This is a genomic window from Streptomyces sp. NPDC058534, from assembly GCF_042717365.1.
In the GTDB taxonomy this organism is placed as follows: Bacteria; Actinomycetota; Actinomycetes; order Streptomycetales; family Streptomycetaceae; genus Streptomyces.
In genome coordinates, this window is record NZ_JBHXNW010000074.1 from 13,949 (window position 1) to 29,055 (window position 15,107).

13 protein-coding genes and 1 pseudogene are annotated in these 15,107 nt (G+C 71.0%); 5 read left to right on the plus strand and 9 right to left on the minus strand.

All coding sequences use genetic code 11. The annotated features are described in order from the left end of the window. Positions 1-110: 110 nt before the first annotated feature. From ACFWR9_RS33515 to fasR, 3 genes and pseudogenes are all read right to left on the minus strand, one after another. Positions 111-639: pseudogene (locus tag ACFWR9_RS33515) on the minus strand (3-oxoacyl-ACP synthase); the annotation flags it as partial. Positions 640-655: 16 nt separating this feature from the next. Beyond that, complete coding sequence (locus ACFWR9_RS33520; protein WP_383848810.1) at positions 656-1,576, minus strand: ACP S-malonyltransferase; 921 nt, start codon at positions 1,574-1,576, stop codon at positions 656-658. Positions 1,577-1,665: 89 nt separating this feature from the next. Next, entirely contained in the window at positions 1,666-2,871 is a 1,206-nt protein-coding gene (gene fasR, locus ACFWR9_RS33525; protein WP_383848813.1) for a fatty acid biosynthesis transcriptional regulator FasR, read from the minus strand. 58 nt (positions 2,872-2,929) lie between these two features. On the opposite strand from fasR, the gene ACFWR9_RS33530 reads away from it, so the two are divergent. Further along, positions 2,930-3,583, plus strand: a complete 654-nt coding sequence (locus tag ACFWR9_RS33530; RefSeq protein WP_383848816.1) for a pirin family protein — start codon at positions 2,930-2,932, stop codon at positions 3,581-3,583. On the opposite strand, the gene ACFWR9_RS33535 is transcribed toward ACFWR9_RS33530, so the two are convergent. Both ACFWR9_RS33535 and ACFWR9_RS33540 read right to left on the minus strand, forming a co-directional pair. After that, positions 3,580-4,395, minus strand: coding sequence for a serine hydrolase domain-containing protein (locus tag ACFWR9_RS33535; RefSeq protein ID WP_383848819.1), 816 nt, complete (start codon positions 4,393-4,395; stop codon positions 3,580-3,582). The two genes, ACFWR9_RS33530 and ACFWR9_RS33535, sit on opposite strands and share 4 nt — an antisense overlap. A gap of 19 nt (positions 4,396-4,414) precedes the next feature. After that, entirely contained in the window at positions 4,415-4,885 is a 471-nt protein-coding gene (locus ACFWR9_RS33540; protein ID WP_383848821.1) for a GNAT family N-acetyltransferase, read from the minus strand. A gap of 104 nt (positions 4,886-4,989) precedes the next feature. On the opposite strand from ACFWR9_RS33540, the gene ACFWR9_RS33545 reads away from it, so the two are divergent. Continuing rightward, complete coding sequence (locus tag ACFWR9_RS33545) at positions 4,990-5,475, plus strand: MerR family transcriptional regulator (RefSeq protein ID WP_383848824.1); 486 nt, start codon at positions 4,990-4,992, stop codon at positions 5,473-5,475. Then, positions 5,472-6,488 (plus strand): aldo/keto reductase, encoded by a 1,017-nt coding sequence (locus tag ACFWR9_RS33550; protein WP_383848827.1) that lies wholly within the window; start codon positions 5,472-5,474, stop codon positions 6,486-6,488. Before ACFWR9_RS33545 ends, ACFWR9_RS33550 begins: the two co-directional genes overlap by 4 nt. A 107-nt stretch (positions 6,489-6,595) precedes the next feature. Here ACFWR9_RS33550 and ACFWR9_RS33555 read toward each other — a convergent pair whose 3' ends face one another. The 3 genes from ACFWR9_RS33555 to ACFWR9_RS33565 form a co-directional block, all read right to left on the minus strand. Then, positions 6,596-7,453, minus strand: coding sequence for a DUF4429 domain-containing protein (locus ACFWR9_RS33555; protein ID WP_383848830.1), 858 nt, complete (start codon positions 7,451-7,453; stop codon positions 6,596-6,598). A gap of 65 nt (positions 7,454-7,518) precedes the next feature. Continuing rightward, positions 7,519-8,736, minus strand: a complete 1,218-nt coding sequence (locus tag ACFWR9_RS33560) for an alpha/beta hydrolase (protein WP_383848832.1) — start codon at positions 8,734-8,736, stop codon at positions 7,519-7,521. Positions 8,737-8,790: 54 nt separating this feature from the next. Further along, positions 8,791-9,462: a TetR family transcriptional regulator gene (locus ACFWR9_RS33565; RefSeq protein WP_383848835.1), complete on the minus strand. Its 672-nt coding sequence runs from the start codon at positions 9,460-9,462 to the stop codon at positions 8,791-8,793. Positions 9,463-9,587: 125 nt separating this feature from the next. On the opposite strand from ACFWR9_RS33565, the gene ACFWR9_RS33570 reads away from it, so the two are divergent. Continuing rightward, a complete protein-coding gene (locus tag ACFWR9_RS33570; RefSeq protein WP_383848837.1) occupies positions 9,588-11,198 on the plus strand; it encodes an MFS transporter in 1,611 nt (536 codons plus the stop codon). A 287-nt stretch (positions 11,199-11,485) separates the two neighbouring features. On the opposite strand, the gene aceE is transcribed toward ACFWR9_RS33570, so the two are convergent. Further along, positions 11,486-14,233, minus strand: coding sequence for a pyruvate dehydrogenase (acetyl-transferring), homodimeric type (gene aceE, locus ACFWR9_RS33575; RefSeq protein ID WP_383848839.1), 2,748 nt, complete (start codon positions 14,231-14,233; stop codon positions 11,486-11,488). 386 nt (positions 14,234-14,619) lie between these two features. Here aceE and ACFWR9_RS33580 point away from each other — a divergent pair, with 386 nt between their 5' ends. Then, positions 14,620-15,057, plus strand: coding sequence for a DUF3052 domain-containing protein (locus ACFWR9_RS33580; RefSeq protein ID WP_383848841.1), 438 nt, complete (start codon positions 14,620-14,622; stop codon positions 15,055-15,057). Positions 15,058-15,107: the final 50 nt, after the last annotated feature.

A 15,107-nucleotide genomic window follows, 5' to 3' on the forward strand; every position in this document is an offset into this window, starting at 1 on the left:
ACGTCCGCGTCCCGGAAGGGGTCCGACTCTCCCGGTTTTGTTCTGCTGTGGGTTTTGGCCCCCCACGCCCACCCCCCCGGTGGGGCGTTGGGCCGGCGCGGGCCCCCCCCCCCCCACGACCGCGCCGGCCCCGTCGCCGAACAGGAAGGCCGTGGCCCGGTCCTCCAGGTCGGTCAGGTCGGAGAGCCGCTCCACGCCGATGACCAGGACGTACTCCGCCGAACCCTCGACGACCATGCCCTTGGCGAGGGTCAGGCCGTAGCCGAAGCCCGCGCAGCCCGCCGAGATGTCGAAAGCGGCGGCCTTGTCCGTGCCGAGCCGGTCGGCGATCTCGGTCGCGACGGCCGGGGTCTGGCTGAAGTGCGAGACGGTCGAGACGACCACGGCGCCGATCTGGTCGGCGGAGATCCCGGCGGCCGCGATGGCCTTGCCGGACGCCTCGACCGACATCGCCGCGACGGTCTCCTCGGGGGAGGCCCAGTGCCGCGTCTCGATGCCGGAGCGCGAGCGGATCCACTCGTCGGACGAGTCGATCGTCTCGAGGATCACCTCGTTCGGCACGACCCGGGTCGGGCGGTAGCCGCCGACGCCGAGGATGCGCGCGTACGGGGCGCCCTTGCTGGGCTTGATCTTCGACATGCTGTCGCGCTCCTTGTCAGGCCTGCTGGGCGTGGACGGCGACGAGCTCGCGGGCCGCGTCGAGGTCGGCGGGGGTCTTCAGGGCCAGCGTCTTCACGCCCGGCAGCGCGCGCTTGGCAAGACCGGTCAGCGTGCCGCCCGGGCACACCTCGACGATCGCGGTGACACCCAGCTTGCCGAACGTCTCCATGCACAGGTCCCAGCGGACCGGGTTGGCGACCTGCCCGACCAGGCGGTCCAGCATTTCGGCACCGGTGGCGACGGCCTGTCCGTCCCTGTTGGACACGTACGTCACCGTCGGGTCGGCCGGCGTGAGCGCCGACGCGGCCTCGGCGAGCTTGGCCACCGCGGGCGCCATGTGACGCGTGTGGAAGGCGCCGGCCACCTTCAGCGGGACGACCTTGCGCACGCCCTCGGGCTTGTCCTCGTTCAGCGCGGCCAGCTGCTCCATGGTGCCGGCCGCCACGATCTGACCGGCGCCGTTCACGTTCGCCGGGGTCAGGCCGAGCTTCTCCAGGTGCGCGACGCTCACCTCGGGGTCACCGCCGAGCAGGGCCGACATGCCGGTCTCGGTGACCGCGGCGGCCTCGGCCATGGCCAGGCCCCGGCGGCGTACGAGGGTCAGCGCGGCGGTGTCGTCGAGGACGCCCGCGAAGGCGGCGGCGGTGATCTCGCCGACGCTGTGGCCCGCGACGGCGCCGGGGGTGATGTCACCGAGTGCCGCTGCGGACAGCAGGCCGGCGGCGACCAGCAGCGGCTGGGCGACGGAGGTGTCACGGATCTCGTCCGCGTCGGCCTTGGTGCCGTAGTGGGCGAGATCGAGTCCAATGGCGTCGGACCACGCGGCGACGCGGTCAGCGGCGCCGGGGAGAGCGAGCCAGTCAGTCAGGAAGCCGGGCGTCTGGGCGCCCTGGCCGGGAGCGACGAGTACGAGCACTCTCACACTCTCTCTTGAGGACGGCCGGGACCGCCCGTGGGGACAAGGACGAAGAACAGCAGGGGGTTTTGTGGACCCCCGACAAAAGCTTAGAGTTGCGGATCTCCATCGGCCAGACGCCCCAGGATGAGCGCGATCCGCAGTGTGAACGCAGACCGTACATCAGAGGGTGACCATCCGGTGACGTCAGTCACACGTCGGAGCCGGTAGCGCACGGTGTTCGGGTGAACGAAGAGCATCCGGGCAGCGCCCTCCAGACTGCTCGCCTGCTCCAGATAGACGCTGAGCGTCTCCAGCAGCGCGGCCCCGGCCTCCTCCAGCGGTCTGTAGATCTCCTCCACCAACTGCTCACGGGCCGCAGGGTCGGAGGCGATCGCGCGCTCCGGCAGCAGATCGTCCGCCAGCACCGGGCGCGGGGCGTCCTGCCAGGCGGTGCAGGACTTGAGCCCGGCGGCGGCCGCCTGCGCGGACCGCGTCGCGGCCTGCAGGTCCGGCACCACGGGACCGGCCACGACCGCCCCCTGGGCGTACGGCCCGATCAGCGACTTGGCCACCGCCAGCGGGTCGTCCCGGCCACCGGCGATCACCACCAGCCGGTCCCCGAGCACCCCGGTCAGCACCTGGAGCTTGGCGTGCCGGGCCGCGCGCCTGATGGCCTCGACGGTCAGCTCGGAGTCGCCGTCGGGTGCGGTGCCGAGCACGACACACACGTGGTCGGGCGAGTTCCAGCCGAGCGCGGCGGCCCGGGACACCGCCCCCTCGTCGGCCTCCCCGCTGAGCACGGCGTTGACCACCAGCGACTCAAGACGCGCGTCCCAGGCACCGCGTGCCTCGGCGGCCTGCGCGTACACCTGGGCGGTCGCGAAGGCGATCTCCCGGGCGTACACCAGCAGCGCCTCACGCAGCACCGACTCGTCGCCGGGCGCGGCGACCTCGTCGATGGCGGACTCCATCACCTCGATGGTCGTCCGCACCATCTCCACGGTCTGCCGCAGCGTGATCGCGCGGGTCAGCTCGCGCGGCGCGGTGCCGAACACGTCCGTGGAGATGGCCTGGGGCGCGTCCGGCCGCCGGAACCACTCGGTGAAGGCGGCGATGCCGGCCTGGGCGACCAGCCCGATCCAGGAACGGTTCTCCGGTGGCATCGCCCGGTACCACGGCAGTGTTTCGTCCATGCGCGCGATGGCCTGCGCGGCGAGCGATCCGGCGGACTGCTCCAGCCGCTTCAGCGTCGCGGTGTGCGAATGGACGGCGTGCGCCGCGGGCTCGGGCTTGCTGGTTTCGGGTTCGGGCACGGGACAAGACTGCCTTATCAGGACGGGAGCACGTGCCGCCGGGTCTACCGTGGACGTCGTGACGGACGTACGGCGCGCCGACGAGCGCTACCCCGGGGGCGACGAGGCGGCGGGCATCGCCTCCCGCCACGCCTTCTCCTTCGGCCCCCACTACGACCCCGGCAACCTCCGCTTCGGCGCGATGATCGCCTGCAACGAGGAGCGCCTGGCGCCCGGCGCCGGCTTCGACGAGCATCCGCACAGCCACACGGAGATCGTCACGTGGGTGGTCGAGGGCGAGCTGACCCACCGGGACTCCGCGGGCCATGAGACGGTCGTCCGCGCCGGGGACGTGCAACGCCTCAGCTCCGCGGGCGGCGTCCGCCACGTCGAACGCAACGACGCCGCGGTCCCCCTGACCTTCGTCCAGATGTGGCTGGCCCCCCGCGACCCCGGCGGCGGCCCCGCCTACGAGATCGTCCGCGGCATCGCCGACTCCACGCCGTACGCCGTCCCCGAGGCCGGCGCGATGCTCCACGTACGCCGCCTGGTCGCGGGGGAGCGGACGGCGGTGCCGGACGGGGCGTACGTGTACGTCCATGTGGTGCGGGGCGAGGTGACGCTGAGCGGTGAGGCGCTGGGGCCGGGCGACGCGGCCCGCGTCACGGATGCCGAGGCGGTGGACGCGGTGGCGGTGACGGCGGCCGAGCTGCTCCTCTGGGAGATGGCCTAGACCTCGGCGAGCACCCCGTCCGTGAAGGCCGGCCACGCCTCGGCCGCCCAGGGGCCGAACGCGCGGTCGGCGAGCGCCACGCAGGCGAGGCCGGCGTCCGGGTCGATCCACAGGAACGTGCCCGACTGGCCGAAGTGTCCGAAGGTGCGCGGCGAGGACGAGGCGCCCGTCCAGTGGGGGGACTTCCCGTCCCGGATCTCGAAGCCGAGGCCCCAGTCGTTGGGGTTCTGGTGGCCGTAGCCCGGCAGGACGCCCTTCGTGCCCGGGAACTGCACCGTCATCGCCTCCGCGACCGTGCGCGGGTCGAGGAGTCGCGGTGCCTGCACCTCGGCGGCGAACCGCAGCAGGTCCTCGACGGTGGAGACGCCGTCCTTCGCCGGGGAGCCGTCCAGGGCCGTGGCCGTCATGCCCAGCGGCTCCAGCACCGCCTGCCGCGCGTACTCGGCGAACGGCATGTCCGCCGCCTTCGCGATGTGGTCGCCGAGCTGTTCGAAACCGGCGTTGGAGTAGAGCCGGCGCTCGCCGGGCGGGGCGGTCACCCGGTGCTCGTCGAAGGCCAGCCCCGAGGTGTGCGCGAGCAGGTGCCGGACGGTCGACCCGGCCGGGCCCGCGGCCTCGTCCAGCTCGATCGCGCCCTCCTCGTACGCCACCAGCGCCGCGTAGGCCGCGAGCGGCTTGGTGACCGAGGCGAGGGGGAAGCGGTGCGCGACCGGGCCGTGGGTGCCCAGGGTCGTGCCGTCGGCTCGGACGACGCCCGCCGCGGCGGTGGGGACCGGCCAGTTCTCGATCAACGCGAGACTCTTCAAGGACATGTCACCGAGCCTAAGCGGCTCAGAGGTACAGCCTCATGGAGGGGTCCGTGTCCCGGACGAAGCCCATCGACGTGTACAGCGGCTCGGCGTCGGCGGACGCGGTGAGCATGACGTGCCCGGCGCCCCGCTCGCGGAACCACTCCAGCAGCTCCTCCATGCAGGCCCGGGCGTACCCGCGACGCCGGGCGTCGGGGTCGGTGGCGACGCTGAAGACGTAGCCGATCAGCCCGTGCGGATTGCCGGTCCGCCCGATCCGGTACTCCAGCGTGCCCGCCACCAGCGCCGCCGGCGCACCGGGCCGCCCCGGGGCCTCGACGACGAACGCCGCGAACGCCCCGTCGGGGTCGGCGAGCCGCGCCCGCAGCGCGGGCAGGGACTCGGCGTGCCAGTCCGTGGACGCCGGCCCGCGGCCCAGCGAATCGATCATCACCTGACGCAGACGGAGCACTTCCTCCGCGTCTTCGGCAGTGGCACGGCGTACGAGACTCATGCCCGCACGCTAATGACCCGCCCCGCCGTGTGTCCCGCGGTTTTCCCGTCCACACCTCGTCCCCGCTTGCCTGGAGTGCACTCCAAGGTCATAGCGTGGAGGGCATGACGGTGATGCAGACCACGGCCGGGACACTCGCGCCGAACGCCACCAGAACAGACACCTGCGCCGCTCCGCCCCGGCGTCACCCGCGCCCCGACGGAGAGGACCGCTACACCATCAGCGAGGTCGTCGCCTTCACCGGGCTGACGGCGCACACCCTGCGCTGGTACGAGCGGATCGGTCTGATGTCCCACATCGACCGCTCGCACACCGGCCAGCGCCGCTACACCAACCGCGACCTGGACTGGCTCGACTTCGTCGGCAAGCTGCGCATGACCGGCATGCCGGTCGCCGACATGGTCAGGTACGCGGAGCTGGTGCGCGAGGGCGAGAGCACCTACCTGGACCGGCGGGAACTCCTCGAGTCCACGCGCCGCGACGTACTGACGCGGATCACCGAGCTCCAGGACACCCTCGCCGTGCTCGACCGCAAGATCAGCTTCTATGGGGACGCCGGACGTTCCGGTGAAGGGGAGAGGACCCGATGACGGACAGCAGGATCCCGACGACGCGGCTCGGCGACGACGGCCCGGAGGTGGGCGTCCAGGGCCTCGGCTGCATGGGCATGAGCTTCGGATACGGCCCGTCGGACGCCGACGCGTCCCGGGCCACCCTGGAGCGGGCGCTGGAGCTGGGCGTCACGCTGTACGACACGGCCGACGCGTACGGCGCCGGCGACAACGAGCGCTTCCTCGCGCCGTTCTTCCAGGCCCACCGCGACGAGGTCGTGATCGCGACCAAGTTCGCCCTGTCGATCCCGCCGGACGACCCGACGAAGCGGATCATCCGCAACGACCCGCCGTACATCCGCCGGTCGGTCGAGGCGAGCCTGACCCGCCTGGGCGTCGACGTGATCGACCTCTACTACATGCACCGGCGCGACGTGAACGTGCCGATCGAGGAGACCGTCGCCGTCATGGCCGACCTGGTCCGCGAGGGCAAGGTCAAGCACCTGGGCCTCAGCGAGGTGACCGGCGACGAGCTGCGGGCCGCACAGGCGGTGCATCCGATCGCCGCCGTGCAGTCGGAGTGGTCGCTGTTCAGCCGCGACATCGAGGCGGGTGTGGTGCCGGCCGCCCGCGAACTGGGCGTGGCCCTCGTCCCCTACTCGCCGCTCGGCCGGGGCTTCCTCACGGGCTCCTTCGCCAACGCCGACCAGGACCTCACGGCCGGTGACTTCCGCCGCCAACAACCCCGCTTCACCGGCGACAACGCGGCGGCCAACGCGGCCCTCCTCGACCCGGTCCGCACCATCGCCGAGGCCCACGACGCCACCCTCGGCCAGATCGCCCTGGCCTGGTCCCAGCAACGCGCCCAGACCCACGACCTGCCGGTCATCCCGATCCCGGGCACCCGAAAGCCGACCCGGGTGGAGGAGAACACGGCAGCGACCAGGATCGTCCTGACCCAGGACGAACTGTCGTCCCTGAACCCGATCGCGGAAAAGGTATCGGGCAACCGCTACGCAGACATGACGTTCACGTCGGCGGCTCGCGAGTAGGCGGCACTCTTCGGGCGCCGGTGAGCTGGAACCCCCAGGGGCGCGGGGAACTGCGCGACCAGCCAAGGACGGCCCGCACTCAACAACGAAACCGCACCCGGCACAAGCTAAAGCTCCGCCAACAACTCCGCCTTCTTCGAGGAGAACTCCTCGTCCGTCACCAGCCCCTGCTGATGCAACTCCCCGAGATGCCGAATCCGCTCGGCGATATCCGCAGGATCACGCCGAGGCGCCGGCACCGGAACCGGGGCGCAGGCGCCCCGCTCCCGCACCGCCGCCAACACCGCCGCCGCGAACGGCAACGACTCGTGCACCGGCCCGTACCCGAGCCCGAACACGACGGACGCCGGATCCTGGTCCGCCTGCGGAGCGACCCCCGCGGCGTCCCGAGGCAGCAGTCGCAGATACCCCTCGAACACCTCGGGGGACCGCCACTCCACCCCGCCCAGGTCGGCGACCGGGAAGCTCTGGTCGCCGGCCTTCCACTTCGCCGAGGACGCGCCGGTCCAGGACCACCGGAAGGACACCGCCTTCCCGTCGAAGGACGCCTTCCCGTCGTACGCCTTGAAGTGCAGCGGCGCGTCGGGCGCGGCCACCAGGTACCGGTCCGCCGGTTCGGACGCTCCGGAGCCGGTCAGCAGGCCCCGCAGCTCGTCGGCGTAGTACTCCGCCAGCGTCGCCCGCTCGGCCGGCAGCACCAGCCGGTACGGGTCGCCGCTCTCCTTCAGCTGTCCGGCCGCCGCCTCGATCAGCGGATCGGCGCCCTCGCGCGGTTCGACGCGCAGCACGACGCTGCCGCGCCGGCCCGGCGTGAGCGTCACGCCGGCGATGGCCTCCAGGGGCACCCGGCGTTCCCCCAGGGCCTGGAACAGCTTGGGTGTTCGAATCCCCCGTTCGTAACGGATGAGCACGGAGTCGGACTCGAACTCCCAGGCGGCATGAAATCCGGCCAGTACGTCACCCATGCGGCTCATCGTATGCGGCAAGAGCCTCTCCGTCCCTCCCCGTGCAAACCGGAGTTTCTGCGTTTCTACGCGCGTCCGGCCGCCGTCGCCACGGACAAACCCGCCCGGCATGTGTCACCTTCTCCCGCACAGGCGACCGTGCGGTATGCGCCAACGCCGATCTCCGCGAAGTTGCGCAGGCTCTCCGTACCCGGCACGAAGTAGCCGCTGTGCCCCTGCGCCCCGCGCGCCGACAGCACCCGCGCCCCGAAGGCGGCGGACACCGGGTCGGCGCCGTGCCCGAGGCCGCCGACCCGGAGGTACGGCACGTCCTGGATCCAGTCGTCGGCGTCCCGCATCGCCCATACGCGGGCGGAGGTGCGCAGGTGGGAGGCGTTCTCGGCGCGCATGCCGGGGCTGCCGGCCACCGCTATGTCGGTCACCCGGACGGGCAGCGTGTCGGCGGCGAGGCCGCACACCACCGAGCCGTAGCTGTGGCAGAACAGCGAGACCGGGGCCCGGCCGGGCAGCGCCCGCAGCAGCCCGTTCAGCCGGGCGGCACCTTGCTCGGCGCGGGTCGCCGTGGCGGCCTCCATGCCGAGGCCGCTGGGGGAGGTGTAGTCGGCCCACGCGATCACGGCCGTCCGCGTGTCGGGGCTCGCGGTGCGTTCGGCCTCGTACAGCGACTCGGCCATGCCGACGGGCGCCGAGTACTTGCGTTCGGTGCGCTCGAAGGTGACCAGCTCGGTGTCGACGCCGGGCACCACGACGGACACGCGTTCGGCGCGGTTGAGGTTCCCGAACACCTCGGCGACCTTGCCCGCGCCCGCCGGGTCGAAGGCGAGGATGTGCCGGCCCGGGGCGAGCAGCGAGTCGTAGTGGTTCATGCGCTGCCCGGCCTCGCGCTGCCCGGACAGGGACAGGCGTTTGTCGTGCATGCGCTCGCGCTCCACCGACCGCGCCTTCTCGAGCGCCGTCCGGTTGGCGAGGTAGCGCAGCTGGACGGGGGCGCCGTTCATGTTGCCGACGGCCAGCGGATACCGGCGGGCCAGGCTCGTGCGCTGCCATGCGCCGAGCGAGGTGAAGAAGCGGGCCAGCCGCGCGGGGGCCGTGTGGGCGTCGGGCAGCGAGCGGCCGCCGATCCGGCCGTGCTCCCAGGCCGTGACCGACGCTTCGAGTGCCGTGGGGCCCCGCTGGTTGCGCAGCGCGGTCCAGCCGGTGGTCGCCAGCATCACGAACACCACGGCCAGGGCGAGCAGCGCGCGCCAGACGTTCAGCTGCGGGGAGGTGTCGAAGGAAGTCACTGGGAGGACACACTAGGAGAACGGGACGGTCTCGCGTGAATCCAGTGACACGGATCACGTTTCGTTGCTGCGCTGCGGGGTTGAACCGGCACGCTCGGCGAGCGGACGCTCCCGCCAGTCGCCGGTGAGCGCGGGCGCCACCTGGTCCAGGTAGGCGGCCGTCAGATCGCGCAGCGCCGCCAGACCGGCGTCGTCCCGGGCCGACCAGATCCGTTCGGTCACCCGCATCACCGCTCCGAAGACGGCCACGACCACGCGCGGCCGGGGGTCCGCGTCCACATCCAGGCCCTCGCGGTCGGCGATGAGGCGCGCGATCTCCTCCTCCAGCTCCGTCGCGCGTCGCAGATGCGCGGCGAGCAGTGCGGGCGTCGACTCGATCACCCGGTAGAAGCGCAGGTGCAGCTCCATCGGGATCAGCCGCTCGACGGCCTCGCCGATGGTGCTCCAGCTCTCCACGAGGGCGAGGCGCAGCGCGTCCAGCGGCGCCTCCCCGGGCGGACGCGCGCGCACGGCCTCGACGAAGCGCGACTCCGCGAGCCGCGACACGAAGAACGCCGCGTCCTCCTTGGAGGCGAAGTAGCGGAAGAATGTGCGCTGGGAGACGTCGGCGGCCTCGGCGATGTCGTCGACGGTGGTCTCCTCGTAGCCGCGCTCGGTGAACAGTTCGAGGGCGGAGCGCAGCAGGAGGTCCCGGGTGCGCTGCTTCTTGAGTTCGCGCAGGCCCAAAGTTCGCTCCTCCACAAGAGTGCCGCGGTTCGTTTCCGCAGTTCAGGCTATACGGAGATGACATGTCAGTTACTGACACGTGAATTGGTTTGTCAACTGTCAGTGGCTGTCATTAGCCTCACCGCATGACTAGTCAGACCACCATCGACAAGACCGGACCGGGGGACGGCGTCCCGTCGGGTTCCGCGCCCGCCAAGGGGTTGCGCGGCCATCCGTGGGTCACCCTCGTCACCGTCGCGGTCGGGGTCATGATGGTGGCCCTGGACGGCACCATCGTGGCGATCGCCAACCCGGCCATCCAGGACGACCTGGACGCCAGCCTCGCCGACGTCCAGTGGATCACCAACGCCTACTTCCTCGCCCTCGCGGTCGCCCTGATCACCGCGGGCAAGCTCGGTGACCGCTTCGGGCACCGGCAGACCTTCCTCATCGGCGTGGCGGGCTTCGCCGTCTCCTCCGGCGCCATCGGACTGTCCGGCAGCATCGCCGCGGTCATCGTCTTCCGTGTCTTCCAGGGCCTGTTCGGCGCGCTGCTGATGCCGGCCGCGCTCGGCCTGCTGCGGGCCACCTTCCCGGCCGAGAAGCTCAACATGGCCATCGGCATCTGGGGCATGGTGATCGGCGCCTCCACCGCGGGCGGCCCGATCCTCGGCGGCGTGCTGGTCGAGCACGTCAACTGGCAGTCCGTGTTCTTCATCAACGTGCCGGTGGGCATCGTCGCCGTCGTCCTCGGCGTCATGATCCTGCTGGACCACCGCGCGGAGAACGCGCCACGCTCATTCGACCTCCTCGGCATCGCGCTGCTGTCGGCCTCGATGTTCGCCCTCGTCTGGGCACTCATCAAGGCTCCCGAGTGGGGATGGGGTTCCGGGGAGACCTGGCTGTACATCGGCGGCTCGGTGGTGGGCTTCGTCCTGTTCTCCGTCTGGGAGACCAAGGTGAAGGAGCCGCTGATCCCGCTGGCGATGTTCCGCTCGGTGCCGCTGTCGGCCGGTGTGGTCCTGATGGTCCTGATGGCCATCGCCTTCATGGGCGGCCTGTTCTTCGTCACCTTCTACCTGCAGAACGTGCACGGCATGAGCCCGGTCGACGCCGGTCTGCACCTGCTGCCGCTCACCGCCATGATGATCGTCGCCTCGCCGCTGGCCGGCGCGATGATCACCAAGGTCGGCCCGCGCATCCCGCTGGCCGGCGGCATGGCCTGCACCGCGATCGCCATGTACGGCATCTCCACGCTGGAGACGGACACCGGCAGCGCCGTCATGTCGGTCTGGTTCGCCCTGCTGGGCCTCGGCCTCGCGCCCGTCATGGTCGGCGCCACCGAGGTCATCGTCGGCAACGCGCCGATGGAGCTGTCCGGTGTGGCCGGCGGTCTCCAGCAGGCGGCGATGCAGATCGGCGGCAGCCTCGGCACCGCGGTCCTCGGCGCGGTGATGGCCTCCAAGGTCGACAGCGACCTGGCGGGCAACTGGGCGGACGCGGGACTTCCCGAACTGACGCCGGAACAGGCCCACCAGGCCTCCGAGGCGGTCCAGGTCGGCGTCCCGCCGGTGGCCCCGGGCACCCCGGAGCAGATCGCCGCGAAGATCGCCGACGTCGCGCACAACACCTTCATCGACGGCATGAGCCTGGCCTCGCTGGTGGCCGCCGGGGTCGCGGTCGTGGCGGTGGGGGTCGCCTTCCTCACCAAGCGCGGTGTGAACGCGGACGCGGGCGCCGGCGTGGGCCACATCTGACGGACCGCCGGTCCCCGTTCGCCCATCAGGGTGACAGGACCGGCGAACCCTCCCCTCCGGCGGACCGCCCAGGTCACAGTGGGTCAAGTCCTCCGCAGAGCATGGAGGACGGCACGCTGCGGCGCGCTGCCGGAGGGGGGCAGCGCGCGGGCGGCGTGGCTCGATCGTCGACGTGATCGTGCGATCCGGGGTCGGTTGTCCACGACCAGGTGAGCCACCGACGAGGGGAGCCCCCGGCCGCCCGGCCCGGGGCTCCCCTCGTCGTGTGCCTCGTCAGCGCGTACGCGTCACGCGTCCCCGCCGGCCACGCCCGGGTCGGCCGAGGCGACGTCGAGCAGCCGGTACCGGTCGATCGCCTGCTTCAGCACCGACCGGTCGACCTTCCCCTCCCGCGCCAGCTCACTCAGTACGGCCACCACGATCGACTCCGTGTCGATGTGGAAGAAGCGCCGTGCGGCCCCGCGCGTGTCGGCGAAGCCCCACCCGTCCGCGCCCAACGACTGGTACGTCCCCGGCACCCACCGCGCGATCTGGTCCGGAACCGACCGCATCCAGTCGGACACGGCCACGAACGGCCCCTGCGCACCCGCCAGCTTCCGCGTCACGTACGGCACCTGCTGCTCCTCCTCGGGGTGCAGCAGGTTGTGCTCCTCGCACGCCACCGCCTCGCGCCGAAGCTCGTTCCAGGAGGTCGCCGACCAGACGTCGGCGCGTACGTTCCACTCCTCGGCGAGGATCCGCTGCGCCTGGACGGCCCACGGCACCGCGACCCCGGAGGCCATGATGTGCGCCGGGATCGAACCCTCCGTGCCCTCGCTGAAGCGGTACACGCCCTTGAGGATGCCCTCGACGTCCACGCCCTCCGGTTCGGCCGGGTGCTGGATCGGCTCGTTGTAGACCGTGAGGTAGTAGAAGACGTCCTCGCCGTGCGGGTGCTGTTCGTCCCCGCCGTACATCCGGCGCAGGCCGTCCTCGACGATGTGCGCGATCTCGAAGCCGAACGCCGGGTCGTACGCCACGCACGCCGGGTTGGTCGAGGCCAGCAGCTGCGAGTGGCCGTCCGCGTGCTGGAGACCCTCACCGGTCAGTGTCGTACGCCCCGCGGTCGCGCCCAGCACGAAACCGCGCGACAACTGGTCGCCCATCTGCCAGAACTGGTCGCCGGTGCGCTGGAAACCGAACATCGAGTAGAAGACGTAGACCGGGATGAGCGGCTCGCCGTGCGTCGCGTACGCCGAACCCGCCGCGATCAGCGAGGCCGAGCAGCCCGCCTCCGAGATGCCGTCGTGCAGCATCTGCCCGGTCGGCGCCTCCTTGTAGGCGAGCAGCAGATCCCGGTCCACGGACTCGTACTGCTGTCCGAGCGGGTTGTAGATCTTCGCACTCGGGAAGAACGAGTCCATGCCGAAGGTGCGGTACTCGTCCGGCGCGATCAGCACGAAGCGCTTGCCGATCTCCTTGTCCCGCATGAGGTCTTTCAGCAGCCGCACAAAGGCCATCGTCGTCGCGATGGACTGCTGACCCGACCCCTTCTTCACGGTCGCGTACGTCTTGTCGTCCGGCAGCGCGAGCGGCTTCGACCGCACGACGCGCGTCGGGACGTACCCGCCCAGACCCAGCCGGCGGTCGTGCATGTACTGCATCTCCTCCGTGTCCCGGCCCGGGTGGTAGTACGGCGGCGGGCCGGACTCCAGCTCCTTGTCGGAGATCGGCAGGTGCAGCCGGTCGCGGAAGCGCTTCAGGTCGTCGACCGTCAGCTTCTTCATCTGGTGCGTGGCGTTGCGGCCCTCGAAGTTCGGCCCCAGCGTCCAGCCCTTGATCGTCTTGGCGAGGATGACCGTCGGCTGGCCCTTGTGCTCCACGGCCGCCTTGTACGCCGCGTAGATCTTCCGGTGGTCGTGCCCGCCGCGCCCCAGGTGCAGGATCTGGTCGTCGGTCATGTTCTCGACCATCGTGCGCAGCCGGTGGTCGTCGCCGAAGAAGTGGTCGCGGATGTACGCGCCGGACTCGGTGGCGTACGTCTGGAACTGCCCGTCCGGCGTGGTGTTCATCCGGTTGACCAGCACACCGTCGCGGTCCTGGGCGAGCAGCGGGTCCCAGGTGCGGTCCCACACCAGCTTGATCACGTTCCAGCCGGCGCCCCGGAAGACCGACTCCAGCTCCTGGATGATCTTGCCGTTGCCGCGCACCGGGCCGTCCAGGCGCTGGAGGTTGCAGTTGACCACGAAGGTCAGGTTGTCCAGGCCCTCGCGGGCGGCGATGGAGAGCTGGCCCAGCGACTCCGGCTCGTCCATCTCGCCGTCACCGAGGTAGGCCCACACGTGCGAACGCGAGGTGTCCGCGATCCCGCGCGCGTGCATGTAGCGGTTCATCCGCGCCTGGTAGATCGCGCCGATCGGGCCGAGACCCATCGAGACCGTCGGGAACTCCCAGAAGTCCGGCATCGACCGCGGGTGCGGATACGACGACAGGGCGTGCGGCGCCTTCGACTTCTCCTGCCGGAACCCGTCCAGGTGCTCCGCGCTGAGCCGGTCCAGCAGGAACGCGCGGGCGTAGATGCCCGGCGAGGCGTGTCCCTGGAAGAAGACCTGGTCACCGCCGTCGCCGTCCTCCTTGCCGCGGAAGAAGTGGTTGAAGCCCACGTCGTACAGGGAGGCCGAGGAGGCGAACGTCGCGATGTGGCCGCCGACACCGATACCGGGCCGCTGCGCGCGCGAGACCATCACCGCGGCGTTCCAGCGGGTGGCGTTGAGGATCTTGCGCTCGGTCTCCTCGTTGCCGGGGAAGAACGGCTCGCTCTTGGTCGGGATGGTGTTGACGTAGTCCGTGCTGCGCATCTCGGGCACGGCCACGCGCTTCTCGCGGGCGCGCTCGATCAGCCGCAGCATCAGGAAGCGGGCCCGCTCCCGGCCGCGCTCGTCGACGGCGGCGTCGAGGGAGTCGAGCCACTCCTGGGTTTCCTCCGGATCGAAGTCAGGAACCTGACTCGGAAGGCCGCCAATGATGATCGGATTGCGATCGGATGCGGAAGCCACGCTGTTCCTTCGCTGTCAGAGGGCCACTTTGCCGGGTATGTGCGCCGAGTACCCGCCGGTTCCCCATCGTGTACCTCGCGGGGGCAATCGTCATCTGTACCGTGGGGTAACCGGTTCCCCCGTGGGAATCGGGGGCACGTTCATTCGAGTCTCGTACCCACGCATGGTTCCCAAATACGCAAACGGGGCAGATAGGTGTGGTGTACGTCACCTTTGGTCGGGACGGCATGGCTGGAGTTGCGGCGACACGGCCGGGATCGTCACCGTTTCGGCGGTCCCAGACGCCGGGTACTTGCGCGATCGGTCCCGCCCGTGTGGACTACGGCCAAGCTTCGCGCACGCGCGAGGCTGAAGACATCTACCGAAACATGATCAGGAGGCAACCCGTGAGCGCGACCGCGGACCACGCGGAGGAGCGGACGAACCCTGCCGCCAGGCTGGGGTTCCAGCCCGGGCAGGTGGTCCAGGAGATCGGCTACGACGACGACGTCGACCAGGAGCTCCGCGAGGCCATTGAGGGCGCCGTCGAGGGCGAGCTGGTGGACGAGGACTACGAGGACGTGGCCGATGCCGTCGTGCTGTGGTTCCGTGACGACGACGGCGACCTGACGGATGCGCTGGTGGATGCCACCACGTACATCGAAGAGGGCGGGTCGATCCTCCTTCTCACGCCGAAGACCGGCCGTGACGGATACGTCGAGGCCAGCGAAATCTCGGAAGCCGCGACGACCGCCGGACTGACGGCGTCCAAGAGCGTCAGCGTAGGAAAGGACTGGAGCGGCAGCCGGCTGGCGACGCCCAAGGCCGCCAAGTCCAAGCGGTAGCCGCACGGCCTCCGCACCACCCGGACTCCGGACGGGCCGGCCTCGGTCGG